The organism is Streptomyces sp. A18, assembly GCF_059026065.1.
Genome location: NZ_JBWLKL010000023.1, coordinates 37914 through 55695, shown reverse-complemented (window position 1 = coordinate 55695; position 17782 = coordinate 37914). Strand labels below are relative to the sequence as shown.

The 17782-nt window shown below is 69.8% G+C and carries 12 protein-coding genes; 4 read left to right on the top strand and 8 right to left on the bottom strand.

From position 1 onward, the window contains the following. The first annotated feature begins 99 nt into the window (after window positions 1-99). Complete coding sequence (locus AC5P1C_RS28865) at window positions 100-963, top strand: class I SAM-dependent methyltransferase (RefSeq protein ID WP_493868864.1); 864 nt, start codon at window positions 100-102, stop codon at window positions 961-963. Between the two features lie 18 nt (window positions 964-981). On the opposite strand, the gene ftsH is transcribed toward AC5P1C_RS28865, so the two are convergent. The 6 genes from ftsH to nsdA form a co-directional block, all read right to left on the bottom strand. Continuing rightward, window positions 982-2919 carry an ATP-dependent zinc metalloprotease FtsH gene (ftsH, locus tag AC5P1C_RS28860; protein ID WP_493868863.1) on the bottom strand — a complete coding sequence of 646 codons (1938 nt, stop codon included), beginning with the start codon at window positions 2917-2919 and terminating at the stop codon, window positions 982-984. Between the two features lie 105 nt (window positions 2920-3024). Further along, window positions 3025-4578, bottom strand: a complete 1554-nt coding sequence (gene ffh / locus AC5P1C_RS28855) for a signal recognition particle protein (protein WP_493868862.1) — start codon at window positions 4576-4578, stop codon at window positions 3025-3027. Between the two features lie 353 nt (window positions 4579-4931). Continuing rightward, window positions 4932-7400: a [protein-PII] uridylyltransferase gene (locus AC5P1C_RS28850; RefSeq protein WP_493868861.1), complete on the bottom strand. Its 2469-nt coding sequence runs from the start codon at window positions 7398-7400 to the stop codon at window positions 4932-4934. A gap of 84 nt (window positions 7401-7484) precedes the next feature. Beyond that, window positions 7485-7823: a P-II family nitrogen regulator gene (locus AC5P1C_RS28845; RefSeq protein WP_150493276.1), complete on the bottom strand. Its 339-nt coding sequence runs from the start codon at window positions 7821-7823 to the stop codon at window positions 7485-7487. Beyond that, the gene (locus AC5P1C_RS28840) at window positions 7820-9187 is read right to left on the bottom strand and encodes an ammonium transporter (protein ID WP_493868860.1); all 1368 of its coding nucleotides are present in this window, start codon (window positions 9185-9187) and stop codon (window positions 7820-7822) included. Before AC5P1C_RS28840 ends, AC5P1C_RS28845 begins: the two co-directional genes overlap by 4 nt. Window positions 9188-9487: 300 nt before the next feature. Then, complete coding sequence (gene nsdA / locus AC5P1C_RS28835; protein WP_493868859.1) at window positions 9488-10963, bottom strand: transcriptional repressor NsdA; 1476 nt, start codon at window positions 10961-10963, stop codon at window positions 9488-9490. A 421-nt stretch (window positions 10964-11384) separates the two neighbouring features. On the opposite strand from nsdA, the gene AC5P1C_RS28830 reads away from it, so the two are divergent. Continuing rightward, window positions 11385-12047 carry a bifunctional DNA primase/polymerase gene (locus tag AC5P1C_RS28830; RefSeq protein ID WP_493868858.1) on the top strand — a complete coding sequence of 221 codons (663 nt, stop codon included), beginning with the start codon at window positions 11385-11387 and terminating at the stop codon, window positions 12045-12047. Between the two features lie 113 nt (window positions 12048-12160). Here the strand turns inward: AC5P1C_RS28830 and ftsY are convergent, their stop codons facing one another. Continuing rightward, entirely contained in the window at window positions 12161-13369 is a 1209-nt protein-coding gene (gene ftsY / locus AC5P1C_RS28825) for a signal recognition particle-docking protein FtsY (protein WP_493868857.1), read from the bottom strand. Window positions 13370-13567: 198 nt separating this feature from the next. On the opposite strand from ftsY, the gene AC5P1C_RS28820 reads away from it, so the two are divergent. After that, window positions 13568-15019, top strand: coding sequence for a purine-cytosine permease family protein (locus AC5P1C_RS28820; protein WP_493868856.1), 1452 nt, complete (start codon window positions 13568-13570; stop codon window positions 15017-15019). A 131-nt stretch (window positions 15020-15150) separates the two neighbouring features. After that, window positions 15151-16131, top strand: a complete 981-nt coding sequence (locus tag AC5P1C_RS28815; RefSeq protein WP_493868855.1) for an LLM class flavin-dependent oxidoreductase — start codon at window positions 15151-15153, stop codon at window positions 16129-16131. Window positions 16132-16175: 44 nt separating this feature from the next. Here AC5P1C_RS28815 and AC5P1C_RS28810 read toward each other — a convergent pair whose 3' ends face one another. Further along, window positions 16176-17627 carry a sugar porter family MFS transporter gene (locus AC5P1C_RS28810; RefSeq protein WP_493868917.1) on the bottom strand — a complete coding sequence of 484 codons (1452 nt, stop codon included), beginning with the start codon at window positions 17625-17627 and terminating at the stop codon, window positions 16176-16178. Window positions 17628-17782: the final 155 nt, after the last annotated feature.

Sequence of the window (17782 nt, the reverse complement as noted above, 5' to 3'; positions counted from 1 at the left end):
TCTCTGGCATACGGGGGGAGTGCGAGCGCACTGCACGGGGGCGGACGAACCGTTTGAATACGACACTCCTGCAACTCTCGGCGGATTGGGGCGCTTTCGATGACACCTACACTCGCGCAGTCGCACCTCCCCCGCGCGGGCACGACCCCCCGTGGTGTGGACCGGTGCGCACGCGCGCGTGACTGGGCGGAGATCCAGGAACGGATGCTGGTTCCGCTCTATGAAGCGGTGTACGAACGACTCGAAGTAGGCAGCGGAACACGGCTTCTCGGCCTCGGCTGCGGTTCCGGACTCGCCCTCCTGATGGCGGCCTCACGGGGTGCGTCGGTCACCGGCGTCGACCCTTCGGCGCCCGAACGGCTCGCCCTGGCGCGCGAACGCCTGTTGCCGGTCACGGGCTCGGACATGCGACCGCACGGTGACACCCGGCTCGTGGAGGGCGGCCCCGACGACGTCTCGGGGCCGGATGTGCCCGCGTTCAACCTGGTGACCGCGTTCCAGCCGATCGGCTGCACGGCGGGCGACTCCGAGGGCCTCTCCGGCCTTCTGGAGGCCACCGTCCCACTGACCGGCCACGGCACGCCCGTGGTCCTCGCCGGATGGGGTCCGCCGGAGCGCTGCACGACCTCTTCTGTACTGAGGGTGGCGACCAAACTCGCCGACCCCCTCCGTAGTACGGGAAGTTGGCGTCCCGCGCTCCGCGACGACCTGGAGGAGGTCGCCCAGCGGGCGGGCCTCAAGCCGGACGGCTCGGGCCGCGTCGCGTGCCCCTTCGGGTACGCGGACACGGAGAGCGCGGCCCGCGGTCTGCTCTCGACGGGACTGTTCGACGCCGCGGTGGGTGCGACGGATCAGGTACAGGTCGACAAGGAGCTGACGGAGGCCCTACATCCGCACAAGCGACGGGACGGAACCATCTGGATGCCGAACGTCTTCCGGTACTTGATCGCGCGTACGCGGTAGCGGGCCGGCTTCCGCCCTCTAGTCGGCATCCTTGGTGAGCCGGGTGATGCCGGCGATCCGGTACGCCGCCTCCTCCTCCAGCGTCTCGTTGTCCAGGAGCGCGGTGGCCAGGGCGTCCAACTGGTCGCGGTGGTCCCTCAGTTGTCGGCACGCGCTCTCGTAGCACTCGTCGACGATGCGGCGCATCTCGTGGTCGATCACGTCGAGGGTGCCGGGGGCGGCCGAGAGCCCGTAGGCCTGCTGGGCGTCGTTCGGCAGCGCGGAGAGCCTGCCGACGCGCTCGCTCATGCCCCAGCGGCCGACCATGCCGCGGGCGATGTTGGTGACTTGTTCGAGGTCGCTCTCCGCGCCCGTGGTGATGACTTCGAAGACGACGTGTTCGGCCGCCATGCCACCCAGGGCGCCGACGATCCGGCCGCGCAGGTACTCCTCCGTGTACGCGTACTTGTCGACGTCCGGCGTCGACAGCGTGACGCCGAGGGCACGTCCCCGGGGCACGATGGTGATCTTCCGGACCGGGTCGGCGCCGGGCTGGAGCATGCCAAGGAGAGCGTGTCCGCTCTCGTGGTACGCCGTGCGCCGCCGCTCCTCGTCGGGCATGACCAGCGGCCGTTCGGCGCCGAGCTGGACCTTCTCCAGGGCCTCGGAGAGGTCGGACTGCGTCACTTCCTTCTGCTTGCGCTTGACGGCGAGCAGGGCGGCTTCGTTGGCCAGGTTGGCGAGTTCCGCGCCGGTCATCCCCGGTGTCGTACGCGCTACTTGGGCGAGGTCGGCGTCGCTCGCCATCGGGATTTCGCGGGTGTGGATCTTGAGGATGGCCTCGCGTCCGCCGCGGTCGGGCGGGCTGACGGTGACGACCCGGTCGAAGCGGCCGGGGCGGGTCAGGGCCGGGTCGAGGATGTCGGCGCGGTTGGTGGCCGCGAGGACGATGACGCCCTCGGAGCCCGAGAAACCATCCATTTCGGTGAGAATCTGGTTCAGCGTCTGCTCGCGCTCGTCGTGCCCGCCCATCCCGCTGCCGCCGCCACGCGCCCGTCCGATGGTGTCGATCTCGTCGATGAAGATGATGGACGGCGCGACTTTCCTCGCCTCGGCGAAGAGTTCACGTACGCGCGACGCGCCGACGCCCACGATCATCTCGATGAACTCCGAGGCGGACGCCGAGAAGAAGGGCACCCCCGCCTCACCGGCGACGGCCCGCGCGAGCAGCGTCTTGCCGGTGCCGGGCAGGCCCGCGAGCAGCACGCCTCCGGGCATCTTGGCGCCCATCTCGCGATAGGCCCCGGGATTCTTCAGGAAGTCGACGACGTCGCTGAGCTCGCCCTCGACCTCGTCGATGCCCGCGACGTCGTCGAAGGTGGTGCGCTTGTCGCCGGGTTCGAGCTCCACCGGCTTCGGCGGCGCCTTGCGCCCGAGCATGCCGCCCGCGCCGCCCATGCCCGAGCTCATCCGCCGCGCGATGAAGATCCACAGGACGACCAGGAGCAGCATCGGGGCGAGTGAGATGAGCAGGTTGGAGAGGAAGCTGCGCTCCTGGACGACCGGCTCGGCGGTGACGGTGACGTCGTGCTTGGTGAGGTCGTCCCAGAGCTTGTCGTCGGCGAAGGCGGGGCGCTGAGTGGTGAACTTGGTGTACTTCCCCTTCTCGTCGCCCGGCTTCTCCTGCTCCTTCTTGAGCTGCCCCTGGATCGCGTCGCCCTTGGAGTAGATCTTCGTGACGTTCCCGGAGTCGACCTGCTTGCTGAACTCCGTGTACGAGATCGTCGGCTCGTCGCCCTCGTTGAAGAAGGAGAGTACGAGGTTGGCGATGAGGTAGACGATGAGCGCGGTGAGGATGAGCCCGCCCCAGCCACCCGGCATCTTCTTCTTCGGCGGCGGCTTGGGCTCGGGCTCGGGCGCGCCCTCGGAGCGCCATGGTTTGTCGGGCGCCCGGCGCGGCGGCACAGGGTTGCTCATATTCGGACGTTACGACACAAACAGGGGTCGGGCACCTGCTCCGAAAACGCCTGGGGCGCCCCTCTCGGCAGAGGGGCGCCCCAGGCGACGTACGAAATGCGGGCGTCAGCCCATGAACTTCTTGAACTCGTCCGGCAGCTCGAAGTTCTGCGGCTGCTGGCCCCCGGGGAGGCCCAGGGCGCCACCCTCCTGAGCCGCCTGCTCGCGGCGGGCGGCGGCCTCCTGCTCCTCCTGCTTGCGCTTCATCGGGTTGCCCGACTTCCGCTTGCCCTTGGCCTGCTTCTGCTTCTTCTTCTGCTTGCCGGCGCCGCCACCCATGCCCGGCATCCCGGGCATGCCCGGCATTCCGCCACCCTGGGCCATCCGCGACATCATCTTGCGCGCCTCGAAGAAACGCTCGACCAGATTCTTCACGGCGCTGACCTCGACGCCGGAGCCCTTGGCGATACGAGCGCGGCGCGAGCCGTTGATGATGGTGGGCTCATGGCGCTCGCCCGGCGTCATCGACTTGATGATGGCGGCGGTGCGGTCGACGTCCCGCTCGTCCAGGTTGTTGATCTGGTCCTTGATCTGCCCCATGCCGGGCATCATCCCGAGCAGCTTGCTGATGCTGCCCATCTTCCGGACCTGCTCCATCTGGGCCAGGAAGTCGTCGAGCGTGAAGTCCTTGCCCTTGCTGCTCGCCAGCTTGGAGGCCATCTGCTCGGCCTCTTGCTGGGAGAAGGTCTGCTCGGCCTTCTCGATCAGCGTGAGCATGTCGCCCATGCCGAGGATGCGGGACGCCATGCGGTCCGGGTGGAACGCGTCGAAGTCGTCCAGCTTCTCGCCGTTGGAGGCGAACATGATCTGGCGCCCGGTGACCTGCGCGATGGAGAGCGCGGCACCACCACGGGCGTCACCGTCGAGCTTCGACAGGACGACACCGTCGAAGCCGACGCCGTCACGGAAGGACTCCGCCGTGTTGACGGCGTCCTGACCGATCATGGCGTCGACGACGAAGAGGACCTCGTCCGGGCTGACGGCATCGCGGATGTCCGCGGCCTGCTGCATCAGCTCCTGGTCGATGCCGAGGCGTCCCGCGGTGTCGACGATGACGACGTCGTACTGCTTGGTCTTGGCGAACTCGATCGAGTCCTTGGCCACGCGGACCGGGTCGCCTACGCCGTTGCCCGGCTCCGGGGCGAAGACGCCGACGCCTGCGCGTTCGGCGACGACGGCCAGCTGGTTCACGGCGTTCGGCCGCTGCAGGTCGCACGCGACCAGGAGCGGGGAGTGGCCCTGCCCCTTCAGCCAGAGGCCGAGCTTTCCGGCGAGGGTGGTCTTACCGGCGCCCTGCAGACCGGCGAGCATGATGACGCTCGGCGGGTTCTTGGCGAACCGCAGGCGTCGCGTCTCGCCGCCGAGGATGCCGATGAGCTCCTCGTTTACGATCTTGATGACCTGCTGGGCGGGGTTCAGGGCCTGGGAGACCTCGGCCCCAGCGGCGCGCTCCTTGATCTGCTTGATGAAGGCCCGGACGACGGGGAGGGCGACGTCCGCCTCGAGCAGGGCGATGCGGATCTCGCGCGCCGTGGCGTCGATGTCCGCCTCGGACAGGCGGCCCTTGCCCCGGAGGTTCTTGAATGTCGCTGCGAGGCGGTCGGAGAGAGTGTCGAACACGGCGGTCGCGAATCCTCGGGTCGAAGGGGGCGCCCCCCGCTCGCGCGGAGCTGAGCGTGGGGGAGGGCGGATAGGTCGCCCTCCAGGGTATCTGCCCCACTGGGCGTGTGGGTGCGCAGTGTCTGGGCGGGGCTCCGCGGGTGCCTGCGGCGGGCTGGAGCGGTTCTGCGGTGGCCCTGCGGCGTCCTGCCGAACGGGCCTCTCCCACTCACCCGCCCGTCACCCCGCATCCGGCCCTTGCCGAACAGGCCTTTCCCGCCCACCCACCCGTTACCCCGCATCCGACCCCGGACGAACGAGCCTTTCCCGCCCACCCGGTAGCCGGCATCGCTCGCGAGGGGACCCCGCACCCCCTACCCCCGCAACACCCCCTCCACCGCCCGAGCCACCCCCGCAGCCCGCTCCCCGGACAACGGAGTCCCCTCCCCCGTCACGTAGAACGCGTCCACCGCGTTCGCCCCCAGCGTCGACACGTGCGCACTCCGCACCTCCACCCCCGCCGACTCCAGCGCCCGCCCGATCCGGTGCAACAGGCCCGGTGCGTCCTGGGCCCGTACCTCGATCACCGTCGCGAGCCGTGAGCCCGCCGATGCCACCGTCACGCGCGGCGGCGGTGCCACCACTCCCCGGCGCCTCGGGTACGCCGCGTCCCGTTCCGCCAGGCGCGACGCGATGTCCAGGGAGCCGTCAAGGGCCCGCACCAGATCCGCCCGCAGCCGCGCCGCCTGCGGCAACGACCCGTACTCCGCCGCGACCCGCCAGTTCAGGAGCAGCACCGAGTCCTCCGGACCGGACGGCAGCCCCACCCCCCGAAGCTCCACCCCCCGAAGCTCCGCCGTCCGCACCGCGAGCCGGTGCATCGCCAATACCCCCGCGACAGCCGACAGCACGCCGGGCTGGTCCGGCACCGCGATGACCAGCTCCACGCCCAGCGGCTCCGGGTCCCCCGAAGCATCCTCCGCCGAAGCCCCTTCCGTCTGCGCCCGCAGCGCGAGCACCGGCCCGCCCGTACGGAACGCCTCCACCGCCAACCGCTCCTGCTCGGCGGTCGGCGCCACATCCTCCACCGCCTCCGGTTCCTCGCCCGAAAGAACCGCCCCCACCCGCTTCACCAGGTCCGCGACGAGCGAGCCCCGCCACGTGGACCAGGCCGCGGGGCCCGTCGCCAGGGCGTCCGCCTCCGTCAGCGCGTGCAGCAGCTCCAGCGTCCCCGCCGAACCCACCGCGTCCGCGACGGCCCGCACCGTGGCCGGGTCGTCGAGGTCCCGCCGCGTGGCCGTCTCGATCAGGAGCAGGTGTTGGCGTACGAGGGTCGCGAGGACCGCGACATCCGCCCGGTCGAAACCGATCCGCGCCGCCACGTCCCTGGCGATGATCTCCCCGGCCACCGAGTGATCCCCCGGCCAGCCCTTGCCGATGTCGTGCAGCAGCCCGGCCACCAGCAGCAGGTCGGGCCTGCCCACCCGCCGGGTCAGGTCAGCGGCCCGTACCGCCGTCTCCACCAGATGCCGGTCGACCGTCCACGTGTGCACGGCGTTGCGCTGCGGCCTGCACCGCACCCGCTCCCAGTCCGGCAGCAGCCGAGTGATCATGCCCTCTGCCTCCAGCGCCTCCCACACCTCGACCGTCGGACGCCCCGCCCCCAGCAGCGTCACCAACTGCTCCCGCGCCTCCGCGGGCCACGGCGTCGGCAGCGGTCGTACGGCCGCCGCCATCCTCCGCACCGCGTGCAGCGACAGCGGCAACCCGGCCTGAGCAGCCGCGGCAGCCGCCCGCAGCGGCAGCACGGGATCCCGCTCGGGGCGGGCCGCCCGCGCGAGGACCACCTCCCCGTCCTGCTCCACCACACCCTCGGCCAGCGGCGACCGCTCGGCCGCAGCCCCCTTGCCGCCCCCGAGCATGGCCCGCAGCCGAGGCCGCACGGACCGGGACCGCAGCACGCGGCCCACCTCGCGCCACGTCACGTCACTCGCGTACGACACCGTGCGCGCCGCCTCGTAGACCTGGCGCAGCAAGGTGTCGGCGTCCAACAGGCCCAACTCGGCCGCGACTTGGTCCTGTTCCTGAAGTGCGAGCCGGTCCGTGGCCCGTCCCGTCGTCAGATGCAGCGCGTCCCGCACGTCCAGGAGCCTCCGCCGGGCATCGGCGAGCCCCTCCCTGGGCGCGTCGGCCAGCCACGAGGCGGCCACCGCACGCAACGCGGTCGCGTCCCGCAGCCCGCCCCGCGCCTCCTTCAGGTCCGGCTCCAGGAGATAGCTCAACTCCCCCTGCCGCTCGGCCCGTTCCTCGCACAGCTCGCGCAGCTCCGGCAGCCGCTTGGGCGCGAGGTTGCGCCAGTCGGCGAGCACCGCCGTCCGCAGCCCGGCGGTCAGACCGAGATCCCCCACGACGTGCCGCGCGTCCAGCAGCCCCAGCTGCACCTTGAGATCCTCGCCCGCGGTCTTGCGCGCCTCCACCGGCGTACGCACGGAGTGATCCAGCGCGAGCCCGAGGTCCCAGATGGGGTACCAGATGCGGTCCGCGAGGGCAGCCACCTCGCTCGCGTCCGCGCTGCCGTCGTGCAGCAACAGCAGATCGAGGTCGCTGCGCGGCGAGAGCTCGCCTCGTCCATAGCCGCCGACGGCGACCAGCGAGACACCGCGCGGGGCGCCGCCCCCCGTGAAGAGACCGGTCAGCCAGTCGTCCGTGAGGTCGGCGAGGGCCGAACGGCGCGGCGGCCCGGACTGCGCCTCCCCTTGAAGGAGGCGCAGCCGGGCCGCCGCATAGCCGCTGGGTCCGGAGTCTTCCGAGTCCGATTCAGTACGTACGTCCACACTCGTCACCCAGCAGCTCCTGTCAGTCCCGCTCAGTCCCGCTCAGTTCACAGTTCTGTCGGCTCAGCTCAGCCCTGCCCTGCCCGACAGAGCTCACAACGCATCCGGCCCGCGTTCGCCGGTCCGTACCCGCACCGCCGTATCGACCGGCACGCTCCAGACCTTGCCGTCACCGATCTTGCCGGTTCGGGCGGCCTTCACCACGACATCCACGAGCTGTTCGGCGTCGTCGTCCTCGACCAGGACCTCGATCCGGATCTTCGGCACGAGGTCGACGGTGTACTCCGCGCCACGGTAGACCTCGGTGTGCCCGCGCTGACGGCCGTAGCCGCTGGCCTCGGTCACGGTCAGGCCCTGGACGCCGAAGGCCTGGAGGGCCTCCTTGATCTCGTCGAGCCGGTGCGGCTTGACGACCGCGGTGATGAGCTTCATGCGTCCACCCTCTTGTTCTTCTCATTCGCAGCCTTACCGGCGTCCTGGGCCGGCGGGCCTGGCACGGCGGCGGTGCGGGGCGCGGTGCCGCCGCCCGCTCCGCTGAAGTCGTACGCGGTCTCGGCGTGCTGCACCTGGTCGATGCCCGCGACCTCCTCGTCCTCGCTGACCCGCATCCCGATGGTCTTGTCGACCAGGAAGGCGAGGATCGCGGAGGCGATCAGGGAGTACGCGAGGACGCCGCCGACACCCGCGGCCTGCTTGCCCAGCTGTTCGAGTCCGCCGCCGTAGAAGAGGCCCTTGGCGTCGGACTGGACGCCACCGGTGGCGAAGAGGCCGACGAGCAGCGAGCCCACGACACCGCCGACGAGGTGGACGCCGATGACGTCGAGGGAGTCGTCGTAGCCGAACCTGAACTTGAGTCCGACGGCCATGGCGCAGAGCAGACCGGCGATGGCTCCGATGGCGATCGCGCCGAGCGGCGAGCAGGAGCCGCCGGACGGGGTGATCGCGACGAGACCGGCGACGGCACCCGAAGCGGCGCCAAGGGTGGTGAACGCGCCGTGCCGGATCTTCTCGTAGGCGAGCCAGGCCAGCATGGCGGCGGCGGTGGCGACCTGGGTGTTCAGGAACATCACCGCGCCGACGCCGTCGTCGTTGCCCAGCCACGATCCGGCGTTGAAGCCGAACCAGCCGAACCACAGCAGACCGGCGCCGAGCATGACGAGCGGCAGGCTGTGCGGCCGCATCGGGTCCTTCTTGAAGCCGACACGCTTGCCGATGACCAGGATCACGCCGAGCGCCGCGGCTCCGGCGTTGATGTGCACGGCCGTACCACCGGCGAAGTCGATGACGCCGAGCTCGAAGGCCCAGCCGCCCGTGCCCCATACCCAGTGCGCGACCGGGAAGTAGACGATCGTGGCCCAGAGCGCGACGAACAGCGCCCAGGCAGTGAACTTCACGCGGTCGGCGAGCGCACCGCTGATCAGCGCGGGGGTGAGGATCGCGAACATCAGCTGGAAGACCGCGAAGACATAGACCGGGATGGTGTAGCCGTCCCACAGCTCGGTGAGCCCTATGCCGCTGAGGCCGACGTAGTCGGACGACCAGCCGAAGAGGCTGCCGTGGTCGGTGCCGAACGCGATGGAGAAGCCGTACAGCACCCAGAGGATGGTGACGATCCCCAGACTGATGAAGCTCATCATCAGCATGTTCAGGGTGCTCTTGACGCGGACCATGCCTCCGTAGAAGAAGGCGAGTGCGGGCGTCATGAGCATCACCAGGGCGGAACAGATGAGCATGAACCCTGTGTTGGCGGCAGACAGCTGCGGGGCGTCTGCGGCGATCGTGATGCCTGGGGGCATCGGCGTCTCCTCGTCGTCGTATGCGGCCCGTGCGGGCGGGGGCAAGAGGGGTGGGCCGTTATGGGCCACGAGATTGGCCCAGCGCCGTTTCAGGGGGCGCCCCTCGATGTTTCGCCGCAGTGACGAAGAGGTCGTGCGTGTTACGCGTCCATGAACTGCCGGGTCAGGCGGGGCGCGGTTTCATACCCTGCGCACACCACAAGAACCGGCCGCGGCGGCCATCCGATTGACCTGGCGTAGGGGAGCCGAGTCGGGCAGTTCGGGATGGGCCGGCCGCGGCCGGAGTCCGGTGGGGCGCCGTCAGACCGCCTCCGCGGTTTCCGGCATTTCGATGGCGAGCTGGTCGGTCAGCCGCACGACCTCGGCGACGTCGCCGAAGTCCCGCACGGCGGTGTCCACGGTCTTGCGGAGGCGGGTGTTGACCCGCTCGGAGCGGACCTTCTTGGCGATGCTCAGGGCCTGGCCCGCGAGCACCGTGCTCTGCTCGGGCTCGCGCTGGAGCAGGTGGACGGTGGCCATCCCGATGAGGTTCAAGGCGTACGAGCGCTGGTGCTCGGAGTCCTTGCCGAAGAGGTCGACGGCGCGCTCCATGACGGGCTCGGCGAGCGAGGCGTACGTGGGGCTGCGGCCCGCCACGTAGGCCAGGTCGCGGAACGAGTGGGCGTTCTCGCCGTTCAGCTCGGCCTCGGAGAAGAAGCGGATCCAGTCGGGCTCGGGCTCGTCGATGTCGGCGGCGTCGGCGAAGGTGTCCTCGGCCATGCGCACGGCCCGCTTGCACTTGCCGGGCTGGCCCATGCTGGCGTACGCGCGGGCCTCCATCGCATACAGCATGGACTGGGTGCGAGGGCTCGCACAGTCCCGGCTTCCGTACTGCGCGAGGTGGATGAGTTCGAGCGCGTCCTCGGGCCGTCCGAGGTGGATCATCTGGCGGCTCATGCTGGAGAGGATGTACGAACCGAGGGGCTTCTCGCCCGCTTCCTTCGCGGCGTGCAGCGCGAGCACGAAGTACTTCTGGGCGGTCGGCTGGAGGCCGACGTCGTAGCTCATCCAGCCGGCCAGCTCCGCCAGTTCGCCCGCGACCTTGAAGAGCCGCTTGGAGGTGGCTTCGGGCTGGGGCTCCTGCAACAGGTCCGTCACCTCGTGCAGTTGGCCGACGACCGCCTTGCGGCGCAGCCCGCCGCCGCACTGGGCGTCCCACTGCCGGAACATCACGGTCGTGGACTCCAGGAGGTCGAGCTCCGGTTTGGAGAGCCGTCCCGGCCTGCGGGGGGGTGCGGGCGGCTCGGGGGCGCCGACCGGGGCCGTCGGGCCGGGGACCAGCCAGCGCTGCATGGGCTCGATGAGGGCGGGGCCCGCGGAGAGCATGAGCGAGGCGCCGAGGAAGCCGCGCCGGGCCAGCATCAGGTCACTGCGCGAGAACTCACTGATGAGGGCGACGGTCTGGGGCCCGGTCCAGGGCAGGTCGACGCCCGAGACGGAGGGCGACTGGTGCGCGGCGCGCAGCCCGAGATCCTCGACCGCGACGACACAGCCGAAGCGCTCGGAGAAGAGCTCGGAGAGGATGCGCGGGATGGGCTCGCGCGGATTCTCGCCGTCCAGCCAGCGCCGCACGCGCGAGGTGTCGGTGGAGATGTGGTGCGCGCCCAACTGCCGTGCCCTGCGGTTCACCTGCCGCGCCAGCTCGCCCTTCGACCAGCCACTGCGCACGAACCAGGAATTGAGCAGTTCGTTGGGGTGCTTCTCAGCGTTCGCACCACTTCCGCCGTTGCCGCCCACTGGAACGCCCCCATCCCTCAAGACACTTACGCGCGGTCTCACGCCAAGCCCTACCAGAATGCCGCGCGTTGCGGCTCTCCGTCCGGAGAACGTCACCCATCGAACAGGAAACCGACTTGCCTCCGGCATACCCACGAGTGCACAACACTCAGGGTCCGTGCACTGAAAGTAATCCTACGATCACCCCTCCGGCGAGGGCGATCGCGGAAACGCCACCATTCGCCACCCCTTCGAATGAACTCCCCGCCCGCTACAAGCGATTGACTTGACAGAGGCCGCCTGAAGGTGGGCGGAAGGGAGCACTTGGGGGCGTGCATGACCGAGCGCACTCCCCCGAGATCACCGAGCGCCACACAAAAGCACAGGGTCACGATCCGATTCCGTCACGTAACCACACCGCGCTCGACCCGTTGGAGGGGGCATGGGCTTCACGATCGGCGGCATCCGGGGGACCGACAAGCCTCGCACCGGTTCACGGCGGCGGGGCCGCACGTCGGACTGCACCGCGGTGGCGGAGTACACCGGACTGTGGGGATGGGCCGCGGTCCCCGGCGCACGCGCCCTGGACGGCCGCTGCTCCTGCGGCGTCGCCGACTGCGCGGCCCCCGGCGCCCACCCCCTGGAGTTCGCTCCGGAGGTCCCCGCCGGGGCGACGCTCGACGAAGTGACCGAGGCCTGGGCGCAGTTCCCCGGGGCCGCCGTACTGCTGCCCGTGGGGCGCGCCTTCGACGTCATCGAGGTGGCCGAGGCAGCCGGACGCAGGGCGCTGGTCCGCCTGGAGCGCATGGGCCTGCCCCTCGGCCCCGTGGCGGCCACCCCGGACGGCCGCGCGCACTTCTTCGTCGCCCCCGGAGCCGCCGCCGAACTCCCCAAGCTGCTCTACCGCATGGGCTGGGACGACGCCGGCATCGACCTGCACGGCCTGGGCCCCGGCACGCACATCACGGCCCCGCCGTCCGACCGCGGCGGCCTCGGCCCGGTCCGCTGGCTCCGCGCGCCGGACCTCGACTCGGCGACGCATCCGCCGCAGGCGCGGCTGATCCTCGGGACGCTGGCTTACGTGGCGCATCGCTCACCCGCGTAATCGCCGCCGCCCACACACGGAAATGCCCCACCCCGGCTGCACCCCGGGGTGGGGCATTTCTCTCGTACGTGCGGCTCCGCGGGTGACAGACCGACCGACCCACCGCCAAAGCGCTAGTCGCCGATCAGCGCATCCACAAAAGCCTCGGGCTCAAACGGCGCAAGATCATCCGCACCCTCACCGAGCCCCACCAACTTCACCGGCACACCCAGCTCCCGCTGGACCGCGACAACGATTCCGCCCTTGGCGGTGCCGTCCAGCTTCGTCAGGACGATGCCGGTGATGTCGACGACCTCGGCGAAGACCCGCGCCTGCACCAGGCCGTTCTGCCCGGTCGTGGCGTCCAGGACGAGCAGCACCTCGTCGAGCGGCGCGTGCTTCTCCACGACGCGCTTGACCTTGCCGAGCTCGTCCATGAGGCCGGTCTTGGTGTGCAGCCGGCCAGCGGTGTCGATGAGGACGACGTCGGCGCCCTCCGCGATGCCTTCCTTGACGGCGTCGTAGGCGATCGACGCCGGGTCGCCGCCCTCGGGGCCGCGGACCGTACGCGCGCCGACGCGCTCGCCCCAGGTCTGCAGCTGGTCGGCCGCCGCCGCGCGGAACGTGTCCGCGGCGCCGAGGACCACCGAGCGGCCGTCGGCGACGAGGACGCGGGCGAGCTTGCCGGTGGTGGTGGTCTTGCCGGTGCCGTTCACGCCGACGACCATCACGATGCCGGGCGTCTCCAGGCCCGACTCGGTCTTGACCGTGCGGTCGAAGTCCGGGCCGACCAGTGCGACGAGTTCCTCGCGCAGCAGGTTGCGCAGGTCGTCCGGGGTGCGGGTGCCGAGCACGCGGACGCGCTCGCGCAGCCGCTCGACCAGTTCCTGGGTGGGGGCGACACCGACGTCGGCGGTGAGGAGCGTGTCCTCGATCTCCTCCCACGTCTCCTCGTCCAGGTGCTCGCGCGAGAGGAGCGTGAGCAGCCCCTTGCCGAGCGCGTTCTGCGAGCGCGAGAGCCGGGAGCGCAGACGGACCAGGCGGCCTGCCGTGGGCTCCGGGGTCTCGATCTCCGGCGCGGCCGGCTCCTCGATGACGACAGGGGCCGACGCCGAGGGCTCGGCGAGCGGGAGTTCCACCTCCTCGATCGTGCGGCGCGGTTCGTCGCGCGGCGTCTCGGCCTCGTCGCCGACGTGCGGCTCGGCCGGAGGGGCGGTGATGGTGGGCGTGGACGACGGTGCCTGCGGCGGCAGCTGCTTCTTCTTGCGGCTGCCGATCACGAGCCCGCCGAGCGCGCCGATCACGACCACGGCGATGACTACAGCAAGGATGACGATTTCCATAACCCACCCAGTATCAGCCATGAGGGCAACCAGGGCCCAGGCTGTAGCTTCCTCCAAAGAACATAAGCTCATAGAGGGCACTACTCGGACTAAAGTACGATGGAGCTCCCCGCATCAACGCGCGTAGAGTCCAACGCGATCACCCCCACGGACGGATCGCGACGTTGCGATCCGAGCGAGAGGCACGGACCCCACCCCATGAGCACCACCGCCGAAACCGAAGGCGCCCTGGAGACACGCGGCCTCGAGCCCGTCCCCGACTCCGAGCGCACCGGCAAGACCCGCGAACTGTTCCCCACCTGGGTGGCGGCCAACATCAGCGTCCTGCTGCTCACCATGGGCGCCGGCCTCATCGTGACCAACGGCCTCAACTTCTGGCAGGCCCTGGTCGTCGCCCTGGTCTCGCCGCTCCTCAGCTACGGCATGGTCGGTCTGATCTCGATCTCGGGCAAGCGCGGCGGCTCCCCCGGCATGACGCTCTCGCGTGCGGTCTTCGGCCAGCGCGGCAACCTCTTTCCGGGCTCGTTGATCTGGATCGCCCGCTGGGGCTGGGAGACGATCAACGCGGTGACGGGCGCGTACGCGATCATCACCGTCCTGGACATCTGCTTCGGCGTGAAGTCCAGCACGTGGCTGACGATCGTCACGCTGGTCGCCTTCGTCGCGTGTACGTTCATCATCAGCGGCCTGGGCCGCAAGGTCCTGCACATCTGCAACACGTGGGCGACGTACCTCTTCGGCGCGTTCAGCGTCCTCGTCCTGGTCTACCTGGTGGCCAACACCCCCTGGTCGGACGTCTTCTCGCGGCCCGCGGGCTCCACCGCGGCGATGATCGCGGGCGTCGGTGTGATCGCCGCGGGCGGCATCAGCTGGGTCCCCACCGGACCGGACTTCACCCGCTACCTCCCGCGCAAGGCATCCAGCAAGGCCCTGGTGGGCAACGCCATCGGCGGCGCGGGCATCGTCGTCGTACCGATGGTCCTGATGGGCGCGGTCATGGCGGTCAGCACGCCGAGCCTGTCGAAGGCATCGGACCCGGTCTCCTTCCTCGGCCAGCTGCTTCCGACGTGGATCGCGGTTCCGTACCTGGTGATGGCCCTGATCGGCATGCTCCTGATCAACTCGATGTCGATGTACTCCGCGGGCTTCACCGCGATGACGCTCGGCATCAAGGTCCCGCGCACCTGGGCCGTTTCCATCAACGCCCTCATCAGCCTGATCTTCGGCTACCTCCTGATGAACGTGGCCACCAGCTTCATCGGCTCGTTCATCTCCTTCCTGACCCTGCTCGCGGTCGCGTTCTCCGCCTGGATCGGCGTCTTCGGCATCGACATGCTGCGCAGGAAGACGTACGACGGCGAGGCCCTGATGGACACCAAGCGCACCAGCGCCTACTGGTACAAGGCGGGCTTCGCCTGGCAGGCCATGACCGCGTGGGCGATCGCCCTGGTGGCGGGCCTGCTCTTCACGAAGGTCGACTGGTTCAGCGGCCCGCTCGCCACGTCCTGGATCGGGCGCAACGGCCTGGGCTGGCTGGCCACGATCCTCATCGCCGCCGCGCTGTACGCGGTGCTGCCGCGGACCCCGGCCGTCGGAGCCCCCGAGGGCAGGTCGAAGGGCGAGGGCGAGACCGAGCTGATCTCCGCCTGACATCCCTTGGCGCCTCCGCCTGACATCCCTTTGCGCCTGATCCGGAGCAACTGCCCCCGGACACTGGTCATCTGATACCGCGTCATCTAACGTCCCTCTTCGCCCGCCCACGGTGAAGGGGGACGTTTCCCATGCCCGTCACAGTCGTACGATTCAACCTCGTCGATCCGGATGCCACGCCCACCTCGCTGAGCGAGCGCTACAAAGCCGCCCTGGAGATGTCCACGTACGCCGACGACCGGGGCATCTCCACCGTGCAGACCGAGGAGCACCACGGCGTCGGCAACAACTGGCTGCCCTCGCCCTTCACGTTCGCCGGCGCGGTGTTCGGTGCGACCCGGCGCATCGCGGTCACGGTCTCCGCGATCATCGGCCCGCTGCACGATCCGCTGCGGCTCGCCGAGGACATCGCCGTACTCGACCTGCTCAGCGGCGGCCGCCTCGTCACGGTGGCGGGGATCGGCTACCGGCCCGAGGAGTACGAGGCGTTCGGCGTCGAGTGGAAGCGGCGCGGCAAGCTCCAGGACGAGCTCCTGGAGACCCTGGTGCAGGCGTGGACCGGCGAACCCTTCGAGTTCCGCGGCCGCACCGTGCGCGTCACCCCCCGCCCGTTCACCCGGCCCCATCCGATGCTCCTGGTCGGCGGCTCGTCACAGGCCGCCGCCCGACGCGCGGCCCGGCTCGGTCTGCCGTTCTTCCCCAGCGCCCATCTGCCGGACCTGGAGGCGTACTACAACGAACGCCTCGCGGAATACGGCACCGAGGGCTGGACGATGATGCCCGCCGCCGAGACCCCGCTCCTGCACATCGCCGACGACCCGGACCGCACCTGGGCCGAGCACGGCGTGCACTTCCTGCACGAGGCCCGCACCTACGCCTCCTGGCAGTCCAAGGACATCCGCTCGGCCGTGAGGTCCGCCGCGACCACGGTCGAGGAACTGCGCGCCGAGGGCGTCTACCGCGTCCTCACGCCCGACGAGTGCGTGGCCTACGTGCAGAACGGCGCCGCCAACCTCATCCTGCATCCGCTCTCCGGCGGGATGCCGGTGGACGAGGGCTGGCGCAGCCTGCACCACTTCTGCGAAAACGTGCTGCCCCGGCTCAAGGAATAGGTCCTTGGGCCGGGGCAGCATCCTCAGAGGAGGGGCAGCGGGGATTAGCCCATTTCCTCCAGGGTCTTGCCCTTCGTCTCCTTGACGAACTTCATGACGAAGGGGATCGAGATCGCCGCGAAGGCGCCGTAAATGATGTACGAGCCGGTCAGGCTCCACTCGGACATGCTCGGGAACGTCTTGGTGATCGCGAAGTTGGCGAGCCACTGTGCCGACGCGGCCACACCGAGCGCGGCGGCACGGATCCGGTTCGGGAAGATCTCGCCGAGAAGCACCCAGACCACCACGCCCCAGGAGAGGGCGAAGAAGAGCACGAAGAGGTTGGCGGCGATGATCGCGGTCAGACCCTGAGCGTCCGGCAGCGACACGTTGTCGCCGGAGCCGGTCCGGTACGAGAACGCCCAGGCCATGGTGGACAGCGCCAAGGCCATACCGGCGGACCCGATCAGGGCCAGCGGCTTGCGGCCGATCCGGTCGACGAAGATCATCGCGATGACGGTGCCGACGATGTTCACGATCGACGTCTCGAACGAGTACAGGAACGAGCTGCCCGGGTCGTGCCCGATCGACTGCCACAGCTGGTTCGAGTAGTAGAAGATCACGTTGATGCCGACGAGCTGCTGGAACACCGAGAGGCCGATGCCGACCCAGACGATCGGCAGGAAGCCGACCTTGCCGAGCAGGTCCTTGAAGGACGGCTTGTGCTCCCTGCGCATGCCCTCCTCGATCTCGTGGACGCGCGCGTCCAGGTCGATCTTGTGGCCCTCGACCTCGCCGAGCACCTTCTTCGCCTCGACGTCACGGCCGACCGAGATCAAGTAGCGCGGCGACTCGGGGATGACGAAGGAGAGCACGCCGTACAGGACGGCCGGGATGACCATGACGCCAAGCATCAGCTGCCAGGCCTCCAGGCCCATCAGCTTGCCGCGCTGGTCGTCGTCCGCCAGCTTCAGGATGCCGTAGTTGACCAGCTGGGAGACGGCGATGCCGATGACGATCGCGGCCTGCTGGAAGGAGGCGAGCCGGCCTCGGTACGCGGGCGGGGCGACCTCGGCGATGTAGGCCGGGCCGATGACGGAGGCCATGCCGATGCCGATGCCGCCGATGAAGCGCCACATCGTCAGGTCCCACGCCGCGAACGGCAGGGCGGAACCGACGGCGCTCGCCGCGAAGAGGACGGCGGCGATCTGCATGCAGCGGATGCGGCCGATGCGGTCGGCGATACGCCCGGCGATCGCCGCGCCGAGGGCACAGCCGAGCAGCGCGGTCGCGATGATCCAGCCGAGCATGTTCGCGTCGACGTCGAAACGGTGCTGGATGGCGACGGTCGCGCCGTTGATCACCGAGCTGTCATAGCCGAAGAGGAAGCCGCCCATGGCGGCGGCCGCCGTGATGAAGATGACGTGGCCGAGATGGTCCGGCCTGGCCTCTCTGCCTTCGGGCTGCGGCGCCTTCGTTGTGCTGGTCACATGGACTCCTCGGGCCACCGGCAGCATCGCCGGGGGTGGGGGTGAGCACTTCAAGTGGCGCACAACTTCACGCCGCCCACCACCTGAAGGTAAAAGCAACGTTGCAGAGACTATGCCTTCAAGTTTCGAAGTCAAGACCTGGGTTCCTGTGAATTTCAGGCATGCGTGAGGCTCGCTTCGTT

Excerpts from the sequence above, each read along its gene's own strand:
- AC5P1C_RS28815 (WP_493868855.1), top strand. The coding sequence starts at position 15,151 with ATGCCCGTCACAGTCGTACGATTCAACCTCGTCGATCCGGATGCCACG.
- AC5P1C_RS28820 (WP_493868856.1), top strand. The coding sequence starts at position 13,568 with ATGAGCACCACCGCCGAAACCGAAGGCGCCCTGGAGACACGCGGCCTC.
- AC5P1C_RS28845 (WP_150493276.1), bottom strand. The coding sequence starts at position 7,823 with ATGAAGCTCATCACCGCGGTCGTCAAGCCGCACCGGCTCGACGAGATC.
- AC5P1C_RS28830 (WP_493868858.1), top strand. The coding sequence starts at position 11,385 with ATGGGCTTCACGATCGGCGGCATCCGGGGGACCGACAAGCCTCGCACC.
- AC5P1C_RS28810 (WP_493868917.1), bottom strand. The coding sequence starts at position 17,627 with ATGCTGCCGGTGGCCCGAGGAGTCCATGTGACCAGCACAACGAAGGCG.
- ftsH (WP_493868863.1), bottom strand. The coding sequence starts at position 2,919 with ATGAGCAACCCTGTGCCGCCGCGCCGGGCGCCCGACAAACCATGGCGC.
- ftsY (WP_493868857.1), bottom strand. The coding sequence starts at position 13,369 with ATGGAAATCGTCATCCTTGCTGTAGTCATCGCCGTGGTCGTGATCGGC.
- AC5P1C_RS28840 (WP_493868860.1), bottom strand. The coding sequence starts at position 9,187 with ATGCCCCCAGGCATCACGATCGCCGCAGACGCCCCGCAGCTGTCTGCC.
- AC5P1C_RS28865 (WP_493868864.1), top strand. The coding sequence starts at position 100 with ATGACACCTACACTCGCGCAGTCGCACCTCCCCCGCGCGGGCACGACC.